The 12,734-nt window shown below is 62.2% G+C and carries 21 protein-coding genes; all 21 read right to left on the bottom strand.

Going from position 1 to position 12,734, the window contains the following annotated elements:
* Nucleotides 1–9: 9 nt before the first annotated feature.
* On the bottom strand, nt 10–369 hold the full coding sequence (gene rplR, locus ACTTAI_RS02455) for a 50S ribosomal protein L18 (RefSeq protein ID WP_013066061.1): 360 nt from the start codon (nt 367–369) through the stop codon (nt 10–12).
* An 11-nt stretch (nt 370–380) separates the two neighbouring features.
* Nucleotides 381–914, bottom strand: a complete 534-nt coding sequence (gene rplF, locus ACTTAI_RS02450; protein ID WP_444454004.1) for a 50S ribosomal protein L6 — start codon at nt 912–914, stop codon at nt 381–383.
* Between the two features lie 10 nt (nt 915–924).
* Entirely contained in the window at nt 925–1,323 is a 399-nt protein-coding gene (gene rpsH / locus ACTTAI_RS02445) for a 30S ribosomal protein S8 (RefSeq protein WP_013066059.1), read from the bottom strand.
* A gap of 12 nt (nt 1,324–1,335) precedes the next feature.
* Nucleotides 1,336–1,641: a 30S ribosomal protein S14 gene (gene rpsN, locus ACTTAI_RS02440; RefSeq protein ID WP_013066058.1), complete on the bottom strand. Its 306-nt coding sequence runs from the start codon at nt 1,639–1,641 to the stop codon at nt 1,336–1,338.
* Between the two features lie 15 nt (nt 1,642–1,656).
* Nucleotides 1,657–2,214, bottom strand: coding sequence for a 50S ribosomal protein L5 (gene rplE, locus ACTTAI_RS02435; protein WP_444454002.1), 558 nt, complete (start codon nt 2,212–2,214; stop codon nt 1,657–1,659).
* Nucleotides 2,214–2,522 carry a 50S ribosomal protein L24 gene (rplX, locus tag ACTTAI_RS02430; protein ID WP_444454001.1) on the bottom strand — a complete coding sequence of 103 codons (309 nt, stop codon included), beginning with the start codon at nt 2,520–2,522 and terminating at the stop codon, nt 2,214–2,216. The genes rplE and rplX overlap by 1 nt, the downstream gene beginning before the upstream one ends.
* The gene (gene rplN, locus ACTTAI_RS02425; RefSeq protein ID WP_013066055.1) at nt 2,522–2,890 is read right to left on the bottom strand and encodes a 50S ribosomal protein L14; all 369 of its coding nucleotides are present in this window, start codon (nt 2,888–2,890) and stop codon (nt 2,522–2,524) included. The genes rplX and rplN overlap by 1 nt, the downstream gene beginning before the upstream one ends.
* Nucleotides 2,891–2,981: 91 nt before the next feature.
* A complete protein-coding gene (rpsQ, locus tag ACTTAI_RS02420) occupies nt 2,982–3,215 on the bottom strand; it encodes a 30S ribosomal protein S17 (protein WP_013066054.1) in 234 nt (77 codons plus the stop codon).
* Between the two features lie 11 nt (nt 3,216–3,226).
* The gene (gene rpmC / locus ACTTAI_RS02415; protein ID WP_013066053.1) at nt 3,227–3,427 is read right to left on the bottom strand and encodes a 50S ribosomal protein L29; all 201 of its coding nucleotides are present in this window, start codon (nt 3,425–3,427) and stop codon (nt 3,227–3,229) included.
* Between the two features lie 180 nt (nt 3,428–3,607).
* Complete coding sequence (locus ACTTAI_RS02410; RefSeq protein WP_444453999.1) at nt 3,608–4,288, bottom strand: hypothetical protein; 681 nt, start codon at nt 4,286–4,288, stop codon at nt 3,608–3,610.
* Between the two features lie 152 nt (nt 4,289–4,440).
* The gene (gene rplP, locus ACTTAI_RS02405) at nt 4,441–4,854 is read right to left on the bottom strand and encodes a 50S ribosomal protein L16 (protein ID WP_055211968.1); all 414 of its coding nucleotides are present in this window, start codon (nt 4,852–4,854) and stop codon (nt 4,441–4,443) included.
* A 13-nt stretch (nt 4,855–4,867) separates the two neighbouring features.
* Entirely contained in the window at nt 4,868–5,584 is a 717-nt protein-coding gene (rpsC, locus tag ACTTAI_RS02400; RefSeq protein ID WP_013066050.1) for a 30S ribosomal protein S3, read from the bottom strand.
* Nucleotides 5,584–5,964, bottom strand: coding sequence for a 50S ribosomal protein L22 (rplV, locus tag ACTTAI_RS02395; RefSeq protein WP_110804775.1), 381 nt, complete (start codon nt 5,962–5,964; stop codon nt 5,584–5,586). The genes rpsC and rplV overlap by 1 nt, the downstream gene beginning before the upstream one ends.
* A 5-nt stretch (nt 5,965–5,969) precedes the next feature.
* On the bottom strand, nt 5,970–6,248 hold the full coding sequence (gene rpsS / locus ACTTAI_RS02390; protein ID WP_055211973.1) for a 30S ribosomal protein S19: 279 nt from the start codon (nt 6,246–6,248) through the stop codon (nt 5,970–5,972).
* 3 nt (nt 6,249–6,251) lie between these two features.
* Nucleotides 6,252–7,088, bottom strand: coding sequence for a 50S ribosomal protein L2 (gene rplB / locus ACTTAI_RS02385; protein WP_110804774.1), 837 nt, complete (start codon nt 7,086–7,088; stop codon nt 6,252–6,254).
* A 142-nt stretch (nt 7,089–7,230) separates the two neighbouring features.
* Nucleotides 7,231–7,527, bottom strand: coding sequence for a 50S ribosomal protein L23 (locus ACTTAI_RS02380; protein WP_013066046.1), 297 nt, complete (start codon nt 7,525–7,527; stop codon nt 7,231–7,233).
* Entirely contained in the window at nt 7,524–8,144 is a 621-nt protein-coding gene (gene rplD, locus ACTTAI_RS02375) for a 50S ribosomal protein L4 (RefSeq protein ID WP_444453996.1), read from the bottom strand. Before rplD ends, ACTTAI_RS02380 begins: the two co-directional genes overlap by 4 nt.
* Entirely contained in the window at nt 8,141–8,860 is a 720-nt protein-coding gene (rplC, locus tag ACTTAI_RS02370; protein ID WP_444453994.1) for a 50S ribosomal protein L3, read from the bottom strand. Before rplC ends, rplD begins: the two co-directional genes overlap by 4 nt.
* Before the next feature lie 11 nt (nt 8,861–8,871).
* On the bottom strand, nt 8,872–9,180 hold the full coding sequence (rpsJ, locus tag ACTTAI_RS02365; protein WP_013066043.1) for a 30S ribosomal protein S10: 309 nt from the start codon (nt 9,178–9,180) through the stop codon (nt 8,872–8,874).
* 186 nt (nt 9,181–9,366) lie between these two features.
* Nucleotides 9,367–10,542 carry an elongation factor Tu gene (tuf, locus tag ACTTAI_RS02360; protein WP_013065894.1) on the bottom strand — a complete coding sequence of 392 codons (1,176 nt, stop codon included), beginning with the start codon at nt 10,540–10,542 and terminating at the stop codon, nt 9,367–9,369.
* A 63-nt stretch (nt 10,543–10,605) separates the two neighbouring features.
* Nucleotides 10,606–12,732 (bottom strand): elongation factor G, encoded by a 2,127-nt coding sequence (fusA, locus tag ACTTAI_RS02355; protein ID WP_444453993.1) that lies wholly within the window; start codon nt 12,730–12,732, stop codon nt 10,606–10,608.
* Nucleotides 12,733–12,734: the final 2 nt, after the last annotated feature.

The following is a 12,734-nucleotide window of genomic DNA, read 5'->3' as shown; positions in this document are numbered from 1 at the left end:
CCACCAGGCTCAGAACTTCAGACCGCCTTCGCGGGCTGCGTCGGCCAGAGCCTTGATCTTCCCGTGGAACAGGAAGCCGCCACGGTCGAAGTAGCACTCTTCGACACCGGCTTTCTTCGCACGTTCGGCGATCGCGGCACCGATCTTGGTGGCCGCTTCGACGTTGTTCTTGCCAACGAGGCCGAACTCTTTTTCCAGAGTCGACGCCGCAGCAATCGTCACGCCTTTGACGTCGTCGATCAGCTGGACGCTGATGTTCTTCGACGAGCGATGCACCGACAGACGGGCGCGGCCATTGGCCATCGCCTTCAGTTTGTTCCGGACGCGCAGGCGGCGTTTGAGGAACAGCTCTCTCTTCTTGTTCGCCATTTTCGCGCCCCTTACTTCTTCTTGCCTTCCTTGCGGAAGATGAACTCGCCCTTATAGCGGATCCCTTTGCCCTTGTAGGGCTCGGGACGACGCCATTCGCGGATGTTCGCGGCCACCTGGCCGACCAGCTGCTGGTCGATGCCTTCGATGGTGATTTCGGTCTGCTTCGGGGTGGCGATGGTCACGCCAGTCGGCACCTCGAAGTTGACTTCATGCGAATAGCCGAGCGAGAGCTTCAGAACATTGCCGGCCATCGCAGCGCGGTAACCCACGCCTTGAATTTCCAGGTCTTTCTTGAAGCCGGTGGAGACGCCGATGGCGAGGTTCTCGATCATCGAACGCACCATGCCCCATTGCTGGCGGGCACGTTTCGAGGTGCCGCGCGGGGTCACGGTGACGGTCGAGCCGTCGAGAGCAACCGTCACGTCGTCGGTGGCGGTGAAGCTGCGGGTGCCTTTCGGCCCCTTCACTTCGATGGTCTGACCCGAAAGCGTCGCGCTGACGCCCTTGGGCAATTCGACCGGTTTCTTGCCGATACGAGACATGCTTCCCTCCTTAGAACACGGTGCAGAGCACTTCACCGCCAACATTGGCAGTGCGTGCAGCCGCGTCCGTCATGACGCCTTTCGGCGTGGAGACGATCGAAACACCGAGGCCGTTGCGGACCGACGGGATTTCCTTGACCGAAGCATAGACCCGGCGGCCCGGCTTCGACACGCGATGGATTTCGCGGATCACCGGGGTGCCTTCGAAGTACTTCAGGCTGATCTCGAGCTCCGGATGGCCGTCGGTCGAGGTCGTTTTCTCATAGCCACGGATGTAGCCTTCCGACGCAAGCACGTCGAGCACCCAGGCGCGCAGTTTCGACGCCGGGGTTTTGACGGTGGACTTGCCGCGCAGTTGCGCGTTGCGGATGCGGGTCAGCATATCGCCGAGGGGATCGTTCATGGACATTCCCGGTCTCCCTTACCAGCTCGACTTCACCATGCCGGGGATCTGGCCGAACGAGGCCAGGTCACGCAGCATGATCCGCGAGAGTTTGAGCTTACGGTAGTAAGCGTGGGGACGGCCGGTCAGTTGGCAACGGTTGTGCAGACGCACGGCCGACGAGTTGCGGGGGAGTTCCGCCAGTTTCAGAGTCGCCTTGAAGCGCTCTTCCATCGGGCGGGACTGATCTTCGATGATCGCCTTAAGCGAGGCGCGCTTGTTGGCGAATTGCTTCACCAGCTTGGCGCGCTTCACTTCGCGTTCAACCATGGATTTCTTGGCCATAAATTCTCTCCGCGATCAGGCGTTGAAAGGCATGTTGAAGGCTTTCAACAGCGCCTTCGCTTCGGCATCGACCTGGGTCGAGGTGCAGATGATGATGTCCATCCCGAGCACTTCGTCGACCTTGTCGAAATCGATCTCCGGGAACACGATATGTTCCTTGAGACCCATCGCAAAGTTGCCGCGGCCGTCGAACGCCGGTTTCACACCGCGGAAGTCGCGCACGCGCGGCAGGGCGATGTTGATCAGACGGTCGAGGAATTCATACATCCGGTCACCGCGCAGGGTCACCTTGCAGCCCAGCGGCATCTCTTCACGGACGCGGAACCCGGCGATCGAGTTCTTGGCCTTGGTGATGACAGCCTTTTGACCGGCGATGAGCGTCAGCTCTTCAGCGGCTTGCTTGACTTTCTTGGTGTCCTTGACGGCTTCGCCGACGCCCATGTTCAGAACGACTTTTTCGATCTTGGGGATCTGCATGTCGTTCTTGTAGGCGAATTGCTCTTTCATCGCAGCCCGGATCGAGCTGGCGTAGAGCGCCTTCAGACGCGGGGTATAGGTGGCTTGGTCGAGCATCAGATCGCCTCCCCGGTGGTCTTGGCAAAACGGACCTTGGTGCCATCGGCTTCGATACGGAAGCCGACGCGGGTCGCCTTGCCGTTCGCGTCGATCAGCGAGAGGTTCGACAGGTCGATCGGCATCGCCTTCGGCGTGCGGCCGCCCTGCGCGTTCGCGGTCTGACGCTGATGGCGAATCGCCATGTTCACGCCATCGACGACGGCTTTGTTGTCCTTGGGCATGACAGCGGTGATTTCACCTTGCTTGCCCTTGTCCTTGCCGGTCAGCACGACGACCTTGTCGCCCTTGCGGAGTTTCGCAGCCATCACAGCACCTCCGGCGCGAGCGAGATGATCTTCATGAAGTTTTTCGCGCGCAGTTCGCGAACGACCGGCCCGAAGATACGGGTGCCGACCGGTTCGCCCTGGTTGTTCAGGATGACGGCGGCGTTGCGGTCGAAGCGGATGGCGGTGCCATCTTCGCGACGGACTTCCTTGGCGGTGCGAACAACGACGGCCTTGCGGACGTCACCCTTCTTCACACGGCCTTTCGGAATCGCCTCCTTGACCGACACCACGATGATGTCGCCCACGGATGCGTAGCGGCGGTGCGAACCGCCCAGAACCTTGATGCACTGAACTCGGCGAGCGCCGGAGTTGTCAGCGACATCCAGATTGGTCTGCATCTGGATCATGTTGTTACTCCCGACCTTTGGGAACGCCTATGCAGGTAGTCGTCCCAGGGTTTCGATGAACTGAAAAGTTCATCGCCGGGCCTGAGTTTCCTCAGGCCTCGACGACGACCGTCCAGCGTTTCGTCTTCGAGATCGGCGCACATTCCTCGATGCGGACGGTGTCGCCGGTCTTGAATTGGTTCAGCGCGTCATGCGCGCGGTATTTCTTCGATTTCCGCACCGTTTTTTGCAGCAGCGGATGCTTGAAGCGGCGTTCCACGAGGACAGTGATCGTCTGATCGTTCTTGTCCGAGGTCACGACCCCTTGAAGGATACGTTTGGGCATCGGAAGTCTCCTTACTTCGCGGCTTCAGCAGCTTTTTGGTTCAGCACCGTCTTCACGCGGGCAACGTCACGACGGACGGCGCGCATGCGGGCGGTGTTTTCCAGCTGGTTGGTGGCGGCTTGGAAGCGGAGGTTGAAGGCTTCCTTCTTGAGCGCGACAAGCGCGTCGCGGAGCTCGTCAGGCGTCTTCGCCTTGAGATCTTGGGCTTTCATCCCATGGTTCCTTGTCTGGCACCGGAAGGCCCCGCTTGGGTGCGTGATGCACACTTGGGGTGACCCGTGGTCCGGTGGGTTATGTAAGCCACGGCCGATTCCCGAAGGGACCGGCGCGCGGATGCCGCTGCCTACAGGAAAGTGACCACCGGGGCAAGCCCCGAATGAAGGGGGCCTGCCCTACTGCGGATCGCGGAACAGCGACACGAAAGCGGCAATGGCGCGGAAGTCGCGCTTGTGCCGCAGCGGCCGGGTCAGCGCCACGAGCACCGCCCAGAGCGGGCGCGTCTGCCGCATCCGCCGCGCGGCCGCCTGCCAGATCCCCTTCGTGTCGGCGGCGCGATAGGCATCGCGGGCGGCCAGAACAGACGCATCGGCGCGGCCCGTCTCGGCGCAAAGATTGAACAGGAACAGCAGCAGATCCCGCACATGACCACCCGGGGTGTTATGCCGCGCGCGGTAGTTCTCAAGGTCGATGAAGGTGATCTGCCCGTCCTGCCAGCAGATGTCGCAGAGGTTCGGCCGTCCGTGGCTGTAGCCCGCCGCATGCAGACCGGCCAGCGCCCGCGCCGCTGCGACCAGCGCCGCCCGGACCTCGGGCGCTTCGGAGCCGGAGCGGCGCAGCAGACTGCGCACGGTCGGACCGGCATCGGCCAGAACGAAATGATCCGGGCCCTCAGCCAGCACCTTCGGGAAGGGCAGATGCGCGTCCTGCAGGCTCAGATAAGCGCTCCGCTCGGCTTCGAACAAACGGCGCGGATCGCCCTTCTGCAGCCGCAGCCGCAGCCCGACATGCTCGACGCGCTTCAGCCATCCGGGCTGACCGGCCACAAAGGTCTTTTCGATGCGCCGTGCCGACACGTCTTTTCTCCAGCTTCCCGCCCAGCATCGGGCAAGCCCTGCCCCACCGCAAGGACCGACTGTCATCTTTCCGTCACAAGGACGATGGCCCCGCTCAAAGCAAAACCCCCGTCGTTTCCGACGGGGGTTTCGATCTCGAACCTTGGAAGACCTTACCAGTCTTCGCGGGCCACGATGCGGGTCATCACCGGCAGCTTGTTCGCGCCGAGGCGCAGGGCCTCGCGGGCGATCGCGTCCGGAACGCCATCGATCTCGAACATGATGCGGCCCGGTTTCACTTTGCACGCCCAGTAATCGACCGAACCCTTACCTTTACCCATACGGACTTCGGTGGGTTTCGACGAGACCGGCACATCCGGGAACACGCGGATCCAGACACGGCCCTGACGCTTCATGTGGCGGGTGATCGCGCGGCGAGCCGCTTCGATCTGACGCGCCGTCACACGCTCCGGTTCCGTCGCCTTGAGGGCGAAGGAGCCGAAGTTCAGGTTGAAGCCGCCCTTGGCCTCGCCGTGGATGCGGCCCTTGTGCTGTTTGCGGAATTTCGTCCGTTTCGGTTGCAGCATTTCAAGTCACTCCTCAGCGAGCGTCGCGGTCGCGACGCGGACCGCGCGGAGCCGGGCCGTCTTGGGCTTCGGCGGCCTTGCGGTCACGGGCCTGCGGATCATGTTCCATGATCTCGCCTTTGAATATCCAGACCTTGACGCCGATGATCCCATAGGGGGTCATGGCCTCGTCCAGCGCATAGTCGATGTCGGCACGGAGCGTGTGCAGCGGCACGCGGCCTTCACGGTACCATTCGGTACGGGCGATCTCGGCGCCACCAAGGCGGCCCGAAACGTTGACCCGAATGCCGAGGGCGCCCATGCGCATCGCGTTCTGCACGGCACGCTTCATCGCGCGGCGGAACGAGACCCGACGCTCGAGCTGTTGGCAGATCGACTCGGCCACCAGCTGCGAATCGAGTTCCGGCTTGCGGACTTCAACGATGTTCAGGTGCAGTTCCGAAGCGGTGAAGTTCGCCAGCTTCTTGCGCAGGGTCTCGATATCGGCGCCTTTTTTGCCGATGATGACACCCGGACGCGCAGCGTGGATCGTGACGCGGCACTTCTTGTGCGGACGCTCGATGATCACGCGGGCGATGCCGGCCTGCTTCGCCTCTTCATGGATGAACTCGCGCATGCGCAGGTCTTCCAGAAGCAGGTTGCCGTAGTCTTTCGACTCAGCGAACCAGCGGCTGTCCCAGGTACGGTTGACCTGGAGACGCATCCCGATGGGGTTGACCTTCTGACCCATTACGCGCGCTCCTCGACCTGACGCACCTTGATGGTGATTTCCGAAAACGGCTTCATGATCTTGCCGAACCGGCCACGCGCCCGCGGACGGCCACGCTTCATCACGAGGTTCTTGCCGACCCAGGCTTCGGCAACCACGAGGCTGTCGACGTCAAGGCCGTGGTTGTTTTCGGCGTTCGCGATCGCCGATTGCAGGCACTTGCGCACGTCTTCGGCGATCCGCTTCTTCGAGAAGGTCAGATCGGCCAGAGCCTTCTCGACCTTCTTGCCACGGATCAGCGCGGCGACGAGGTTCAGTTTCTGCGGCGAGGTGCGCAGCATCTTCGCTTTCGCGAAGGCTTCGTTGTCCGCCACGCGGCGCGGATTTTGTTCCTTACCCATGGCGATTACTTCCTCTTCGCTTTCTTGTCGGCGGCGTGACCGTAGTAGGTCCGGGTCGGCGAGTATTCACCGAACTTCTGGCCGATCATTTCCTCGGTGACGTTCACCGGGATATGCTTCTGGCCGTTGTAGACGCCAAAGGTGAGGCCGACGAACTGCGGCAGGATGGTGGAACGACGCGACCAGATCTTGATGACGTCCGATTTGCCCGAAGCCCGAGCCTTTTCCGCTTTCTTGAGCAGATAGGCGTCGACGAAGGGGCCTTTCCAGAGAGAACGTGCCATGTGTTAGCGACCCTTCTTGGCGTGACGCGAACGGAGAATGTACTTGTCCGTCTTCTTGTTCGAACGGGTCTTCTTGCCCTTGGTGTCCTTGCCCCACGGGGTCACCGGGGTACGGCCACCCGAGGTCCGGCCTTCACCACCACCATGCGGGTGGTCGATCGGGTTCATCGCAACACCGCGAACGGTCGGGCGGATGCCCATGTGACGACGACGCCCGGCTTTCCCGAGGTTCTGGTTCGAATGGTCGGCGTTCGACACGGCACCGATGGTCGCCATGCATTCCTGACGCACGAGGCGCAGCTCGCCCGACGACAGACGGATCTGGGCGTAGCCGCCGTCACGGCCGACGAATTGGGCGTAGGTCCCGGCAGCGCGCGCCAGCTGGCCGCCCTTGCCCGGTTTCAGTTCGACGTTGTGAACGATCGTCCCGATCGGCATGCCCGAGAAGGGCATCGCGTTGCCCGGCTTGATGTCCTGCTTCAGGCCGGCGATGACGGTGTCACCCACGGCAAGGCGCTGCGGCGCGAGGATATAGGCCAGTTCGCCGTCGGTGTATTTCACCAGCGCGATGAAGGCGGTCCGGTTCGGGTCATATTCGATCCGCTCGACCGTGGCGGCCACGTCGAATTTGCGACGTTTGAAGTCGACGATCCGGTAGAGACGCTTCGCGCCACCACCCTTGTGCCACATCGTGACGCGTCCGGTGTTGTTCCGACCGCCCGTTTTCGTCAGACCCTCGGTGAGGGCTTTGACGGGGCGACCTTTCCAAAGCTCCGAACGGTCGATCAGAACCAGTCCACGCTGGCCAGGCGTCGTCGGCTTATACGACTTGAGTGCCATGCTCTCTGTCTTCCGTTGCTTTGGACCTGTCAGGTCCGTTTCGTATGGGGCGCCGTAGCTCCCCGCTCACGTTTTCAGTCGCCTGAAAAGCAAAACTCTGCGGGCCGGGAAGCCCCGGCCCGAGAGATTCGTGCGGCTTCTATCAGAGGCCGGTCGAGACGTCGATGGTGTTTCCGGCTTCGAGCGTCACATAGGCCTTCTTCACGTCCGAGCGCACGCCGGGGCGGCCCTTGAAACGCTTGGTCTTGCCTTTGGTGATGGTGGTGTTGACCGCCTTCACCTTGACGCCGAAGAGGGCTTCCACGGCTTCCTTGATGGCGGGTTTGGTCGCCGTCTTGGTCACCTGGAAGACGACCGCACCAGCCTCGGAAGCCATGGTGGCTTTCTCGGTGATGACGGGCTTCACGATCACGTCGTAATGTTCGGGTTTCGCGCTCATTTCAGGCGAGCCTCCAGAGCTTCGACACCCGCTTTGGTGATCACGAGCGTGTCACGCTTCAGGATGTCATAGACGTTGGCGCCCATGGTCGGCAGCACGTCGATGCCGTCGAGGTTGCGCGCCGCCAGAGCGAAGTTCTCGTTGACCGAGGCGCCGTCGATGACCAGGACCTTTTTCCAGCCCAGTTCCTTCGCGGCTTTCGCCAGAAGGGCGGTTTTCGCTTCGGCCATGTCAGCCGCTTCGATCACCACGAGGCTGCCCGATTTCGCCTTGGCCGAGAGCGCATGGCGCAGGCCGAGGGCACGGAACTTCTTGGTCAGGTCATGGGCGTGCGACCGCGGGGTCGGGCCCTTGTAGACGCCACCGTGACGGAAGATCGGAGCCTTTTTGGACCCGTGACGCGCGCCACCGGTGCCTTTTTGGCGGTAGATCTTCTTGGTCGAGTAGCTGACTTCCGACTTGCCGAGAACCGAGTGGGTACCGGCTTGGGCCTTGGCCCGCTGCCAGCGCACGACGCGGTGCAGGATGTCGGCGCGCGGCTCAAGGCCGAACAGCGCTTCGTCCAGCTCGATCGAACCGGCGGTGCCGCCGTCAAGCTTGATCACATCGAGTTTCATGCTTCACCCCCTTCGACCGAGACTTGTTCGGCCGGAGCAGCAGCGGTTTTCAGCGCGGCGGGCAGCGGCAGATCGGCCGGAGCGGCTTTCTTCACCGCGTCCTTGATCGTGACCCAGCCGCCCTTGGCGCCCGGAACCGATCCTTTGACCATGATCAGGCCTCGGGCGGCGTCGGTGCGGACGACTTGCAGGTTCTGGGTGGTGACGCGGGCAGCACCAAGATGGCCAGCCATCTTCTTGCCCTTGAACACCTTGCCCGGATCCTGGCACTGGCCGGTCGAACCGTGCGAGCGGTGCGAGACCGACACACCGTGCGAAGCCCGCAGACCACCGAAGTTGTGACGCTTCATGGCACCGGCGAAGCCTTTACCGATCGAGGTCCCGGCGATGTCGACATGCTGACCGGCAAGGTAATGCTCGGCCGAGATCTCGGCGCCAACGTCGATCAGGTTTTCCGGCGAAACGCGGAATTCGCACAGCTTGCGCTTCGGCGCCACATTCGCTTTCGCGAAATGGCCACGCATCGCAGCGGTGGTACGCTTGGCTTTCGCCTCGCCCGCACCGAGTTGCACCGCGGTATAGCCGTCGGTTTCCACGGTGCGCTGCGCGACAACCTGCAGGTTGTCCAGCAGCAGCACGGTCACCGGAACCTGCTTGCCGTCTTCGAGGAACAGCCGGGTCATGCCCAGCTTCTTGGCGATAACACCAGAACGCATGTGCCCGCTCCTCAGACTTTGATCTCGACATCCACGCCAGCCGCGAGGTCGAGCTTCATCAGCGCGTCCACGGTTTGCGGGGTCGGATCGACGATGTCGAGAAGACGCTTGTGCGTGCGGATTTCCCACTGGTCGCGCGACTTCTTGTCGATGTGCGGACCACGGAGAACCGTGAATTTCTCGATTTTGTTGGGCAGCGGGATCGGCCCGCGGACCTGTGCACCCGTGCGCTTCGCGGTGTTCACGATTTCCTGGGTGCTGGCATCCAGCACGCGGTAATCGAACGCCTTGAGCCGGATGCGAATGTTTTGACCAGACATGCAGTCTTCCCTTTTCGCAGGGCTTTCAAGTTGAGAGGCAGACCCCCGCCGAATGCGACGCCTGCATCGAACCGTAATCTTGGCAGATCAGGCCAGTGCCCTACGGGACCCCCCCGAGTCTGTCAAGAGCAAAAAGGAGCGCCTTTCGGCGCTCCTTCCGATTTCGTTCAGAAAGACCGGCAGGTCTTACTTGATGATCTTCGAGACGACGCCGGCGCCGACGGTGCGGCCGCCTTCGCGGATGGCGAAGCGCAGTTTCTCTTCCATCGCGATCGGAGCGATCAGTTCGACTTCGAACTTCAGGTTGTCACCCGGCATCACCATTTCCGTGCCTTCCGGCAGCTTCACGGTCCCGGTCACGTCCGTCGTGCGGAAGTAGAATTGCGGACGGTAGTTCGCAAAGAACGGCGTGTGGCGGCCGCCTTCTTCCTTCGTCAGGATATAGGCTTCGGCTTCGAAGTTCGTGTGCGGCTTCACCGAACCCGGCTTGCACAGAACCTGACCACGCTCCACGCCGTCACGGTCGATGCCGCGCAGCAGCGCGCCGATGTTGTCGCCCGCTTCGCCGCGATCCAGCAGCTTGCGGAACATCTCGACGCCGGTGCAGACCGACTTCTTGGTGTCGCGGATGCCGACGATTTCAAGTTCGTCGCCCACGTTGATCACACCGCGCTCCACACGGCCGGTCACAACCGTGCCGCGGCCCGAGATCGAGAACACGTCTTCGATCGGCATCAGGAACGGCTGGTCAACCGCACGCGCCGGGGTCGGGATGTATTCGTCGACGGCCTTCATCAGGGCGTGGATCGAATCTTCACCGATCTCTTTGCTCTCGCCGATCATCGCCTGGTGGGCCGAGCCCTTGATGATCGGAATGTCGTCGCCGGGGTATTCGTACGACGACAGCAGTTCGCGGACTTCCATTTCCACGAGCTCGAGCAGCTCTTCGTCGTCAACAAGGTCAACCTTGTTCATGTAGACGACCATGTAGGGGATGCCCACCTGACGGCCGAGCAGGATGTGCTCGCGCGTTTGCGGCATCGGGCCGTCCGAGGCCGCCACCACGAGGATCGCGCCGTCCATCTGCGCAGCACCCGTGATCATGTTCTTCACGTAGTCGGCGTGGCCGGGGCAGTCGACGTGCGCGTAGTGACGGTTCGGGGTTTCGTATTCCACGTGCGCCGTCGAGATCGTGATCCCGCGCGCGCGCTCTTCCGGCGCACCGTCGATCTGGTCGTAGGCGCGGAATTCGCCGTAGTACTTCGTGATCGCCGCCGTCAGCGTCGTCTTGCCGTGGTCCACGTGGCCGATCGTGCCGATGTTCACGTGCGGCTTGTTCCGTTCAAACTTTGCCTTTGCCATAATGGCCTCCTGGTTCGTTGATCCTGCGCGAGAGAGGGCCCGGATGGTCCGGGCCCAGTCGCATCAGGCGTGTTTTTTCTGGATCTCGGCCGAGATGTTGTCCGGCACGGTGTCGTAATGGTCGAACTCCATCGAGAACACGGCGCGGCCCGAGGACATCGAGCGCAGCGTGTTGATGTAGCCGAACATGTTCGCCAGCGGGACCATCGCGTTGATGACGTTCGCGTTGCCGCGGCTGTCCTGGCCGTTGATCATGCCCCGACGCGAGGTCAGGTCGCCGATGACGCTGCCGGTGTATTCTTCCGGCGTCACGACTTCGACTTTCATGATCGGCTCGAGCAGCTTCGCGCCGGCCTTTTTCAGGCCTTCACGCATGGCGGCACGCGAGGCGATTTCGAAGGCCAGAACCGACGAGTCGACGTCGTGGAAGGCACCGTCGATCAGCGCCACCTTGAAGTCGATCACCGGGAAGCCCGCGAGCGGACCGGAGTCCATCACCGACTTGATGCCTTTTTCGACGCCGGGGATGTATTCCTTCGGCACCGCACCACCCACGATCTTCGATTCGAACGAATAGCCTTCGCCCGGTTCGGTCGGCGAGATGACGAGCTTCACGCGCGCGAACTGGCCGGTACCACCGGTCTGTTTCTTGTGCGTGTAGTCGATTTCATGCTCGCGCGAGATCGTTTCGCGATAGGCCACCTGCGGCGCACCGATGTTCGCCTCGACCTTGAACTCGCGACGCATGCGGTCGACGAGGATGTCGAGGTGAAGTTCGCCCATGCCCTTCATGATCGTCTGACCCGATTCGAGATCGGTTTCGACGCGGAAGGACGGGTCTTCGGCAGCCAGACGGGCAAGCGCGATGCCCATCTTTTCCTGGTCGGCCTTGGTCTTCGGTTCCACCGCGATCTCGATCACCGGGACCGGGAAGGTCATGGTTTCGAGAACGACCGGCGCCGCCGGATCACAGAGCGTATCCCCGGTGGTGGTCTCTTTCAGACCGCCAAGCGCGATGATGTCGCCCGCAAACGCTTCGGTGATTTCCTCGCGTTCGATGGCGTGCATCATCATCATGCGGCCAACGCGCTCGCGGCGCTGCTTGGTCGCGTTCAGCATCGCGTCGCCCTTGGCCAGCTTGCCCGAATAGATCCGGGTGAAGGTCAGCGAGCCCACGAAGGGGTCGTTCATGATCTTGAACGCCAGACCCGAGAAGGGCTGCGCGTCATCGGCCGAACGGGCGATGTTGCGCGTCTCGGTCTCGTCGCCCGGCGCGAAGCCCATGTAGGGCGGCACATCGAGCGGCGACGGCAGGTAGTCGATCACGGCGTTCAGCAGCGGCTGCACGCCCTTGTTCTTGAACGCGGAGCCAGCCAGCACCGGGATGAAGTCGATGGCCAGCGTGCCCTTGCGGATCAGCTTGCGCAGCGTTTCCTCGTCGGGCTCGTTGCCCTCGAGGTAGGCTTCCATCGCGTCATCGTCCTGACCGACGGCGGTTTCCAGAAGGTTCAGACGCCATTCGTCGGCTTCGTCCTTCAGTTCCGCACGGATCGGCTGACGTTTCCACGAAGCGCCAAGATCTTCGCCCTCGTAGACCCATTCTTCCATGGTCACGAGATCGATGATGCCTTCAAGCTTGTCTTCCGCGCCGATCGGCAGGGCGACCGGCATCGCATTCGCGCCGGTGCGGTCCTTGATCATGCGGACACAGTTGAAGAAGTCGGCGCCGGTCTTGTCCATCTTGTTGACGAACACGATCCGCGGAACCTTGTAGCGGTCAGCTTGACGCCACACGGTTTCGGTCTGCGGTTCCACACCGGCGTTGCCGTCGAGCAGAACCACAGCCCCGTCGAGCACCGCGAGCGAACGTTCGACTTCGATGGTGAAGTCGACGTGGCCGGGGGTGTCGATGATGTTGAAGCGGAACTTCGACGACTTGTCGCCCACGCCGGTCGACGGGTCGATCTGACGGTTCCAGAACGTGGTCGTGGCAGCCGAGGTGATGGTGATGCCGCGCTCTTGTTCCTGCTCCATCCAGTCCATCGTCGCGGCCCCGTCATGGACCTCGCCGATTTTGTGCGACTTGCCGGTGTAGTACAGGATGCGTTCCGACGTCGTGGTCTTGCCCGCATCGATGTGGGCAATGATCCCGAAGTTGCGGTACCGCTCGAGCGGATATTCGCGTGCCATGA

The organism is Rhodobacter capsulatus (genome assembly GCF_052363175.1).
GTDB lineage: Bacteria > Pseudomonadota > Alphaproteobacteria > Rhodobacterales > Rhodobacteraceae > Rhodobacter > Rhodobacter capsulatus_D.
Note: the sequence above shows the minus strand (reverse complement) of the source record. Positions and strands in the feature narration are given on the sequence as shown.

Bases quoted from the DNA above. Each gene is read 5' to 3' on its own strand.
- rplP (WP_055211968.1), bottom strand. From the start codon at position 4,854: ATGCTGCAACCGAAACGGACGAAATTCCGCAAACAGCACAAGGGCCGC.
- rplD (WP_444453996.1), bottom strand. From the start codon at position 8,144: ATGAAACTCGATGTGATCAAGCTTGACGGCGGCACCGCCGGTTCGATC.
- rplV (WP_110804775.1), bottom strand. From the start codon at position 5,964: ATGGGTAAGGAACAAAATCCGCGCCGCGTGGCGGACAACGAAGCCTTC.
- fusA (WP_444453993.1), bottom strand. From the start codon at position 12,732: ATGGCACGCGAATATCCGCTCGAGCGGTACCGCAACTTCGGGATCATT.
- rplR (WP_013066061.1), bottom strand. From the start codon at position 369: ATGGCGAACAAGAAGAGAGAGCTGTTCCTCAAACGCCGCCTGCGCGTC.
- rpsC (WP_013066050.1), bottom strand. From the start codon at position 5,584: ATGGGTCAGAAGGTCAACCCCATCGGGATGCGTCTCCAGGTCAACCGT.
- rpmC (WP_013066053.1), bottom strand. From the start codon at position 3,427: ATGAAAGCCCAAGATCTCAAGGCGAAGACGCCTGACGAGCTCCGCGAC.
- rplB (WP_110804774.1), bottom strand. From the start codon at position 7,088: ATGGCACTCAAGTCGTATAAGCCGACGACGCCTGGCCAGCGTGGACTG.
- rplN (WP_013066055.1), bottom strand. From the start codon at position 2,890: ATGATCCAGATGCAGACCAATCTGGATGTCGCTGACAACTCCGGCGCT.
- rplF (WP_444454004.1), bottom strand. From the start codon at position 914: ATGTCTCGTATCGGCAAGAAACCGGTCGAATTGCCCAAGGGCGTCAGC.
- rpsH (WP_013066059.1), bottom strand. From the start codon at position 1,323: ATGTCCATGAACGATCCCCTCGGCGATATGCTGACCCGCATCCGCAAC.
- rpsJ (WP_013066043.1), bottom strand. From the start codon at position 9,180: ATGTCTGGTCAAAACATTCGCATCCGGCTCAAGGCGTTCGATTACCGC.
- rpsN (WP_013066058.1), bottom strand. From the start codon at position 1,641: ATGGCCAAGAAATCCATGGTTGAACGCGAAGTGAAGCGCGCCAAGCTG.
- rplE (WP_444454002.1), bottom strand. From the start codon at position 2,214: ATGCTCGACCAAGCCACCTATACCCCGCGTCTGAAGGCGCTCTACGCC.
- rplC (WP_444453994.1), bottom strand. From the start codon at position 8,860: ATGCGTTCTGGTGTTATCGCCAAGAAGCTGGGCATGACCCGGCTGTTC.
- ACTTAI_RS02380 (WP_013066046.1), bottom strand. From the start codon at position 7,527: ATGAGCGCGAAACCCGAACATTACGACGTGATCGTGAAGCCCGTCATC.
- rplX (WP_444454001.1), bottom strand. From the start codon at position 2,522: ATGGCTGCGAAACTCCGCAAGGGCGACAAGGTCGTCGTGCTGACCGGC.
- rpsS (WP_055211973.1), bottom strand. From the start codon at position 6,248: ATGGCACGTTCTCTCTGGAAAGGCCCCTTCGTCGACGCCTATCTGCTC.
- tuf (WP_013065894.1), bottom strand. From the start codon at position 10,542: ATGGCAAAGGCAAAGTTTGAACGGAACAAGCCGCACGTGAACATCGGC.
- rpsQ (WP_013066054.1), bottom strand. From the start codon at position 3,215: ATGCCCAAACGTATCCTTCAAGGGGTCGTGACCTCGGACAAGAACGAT.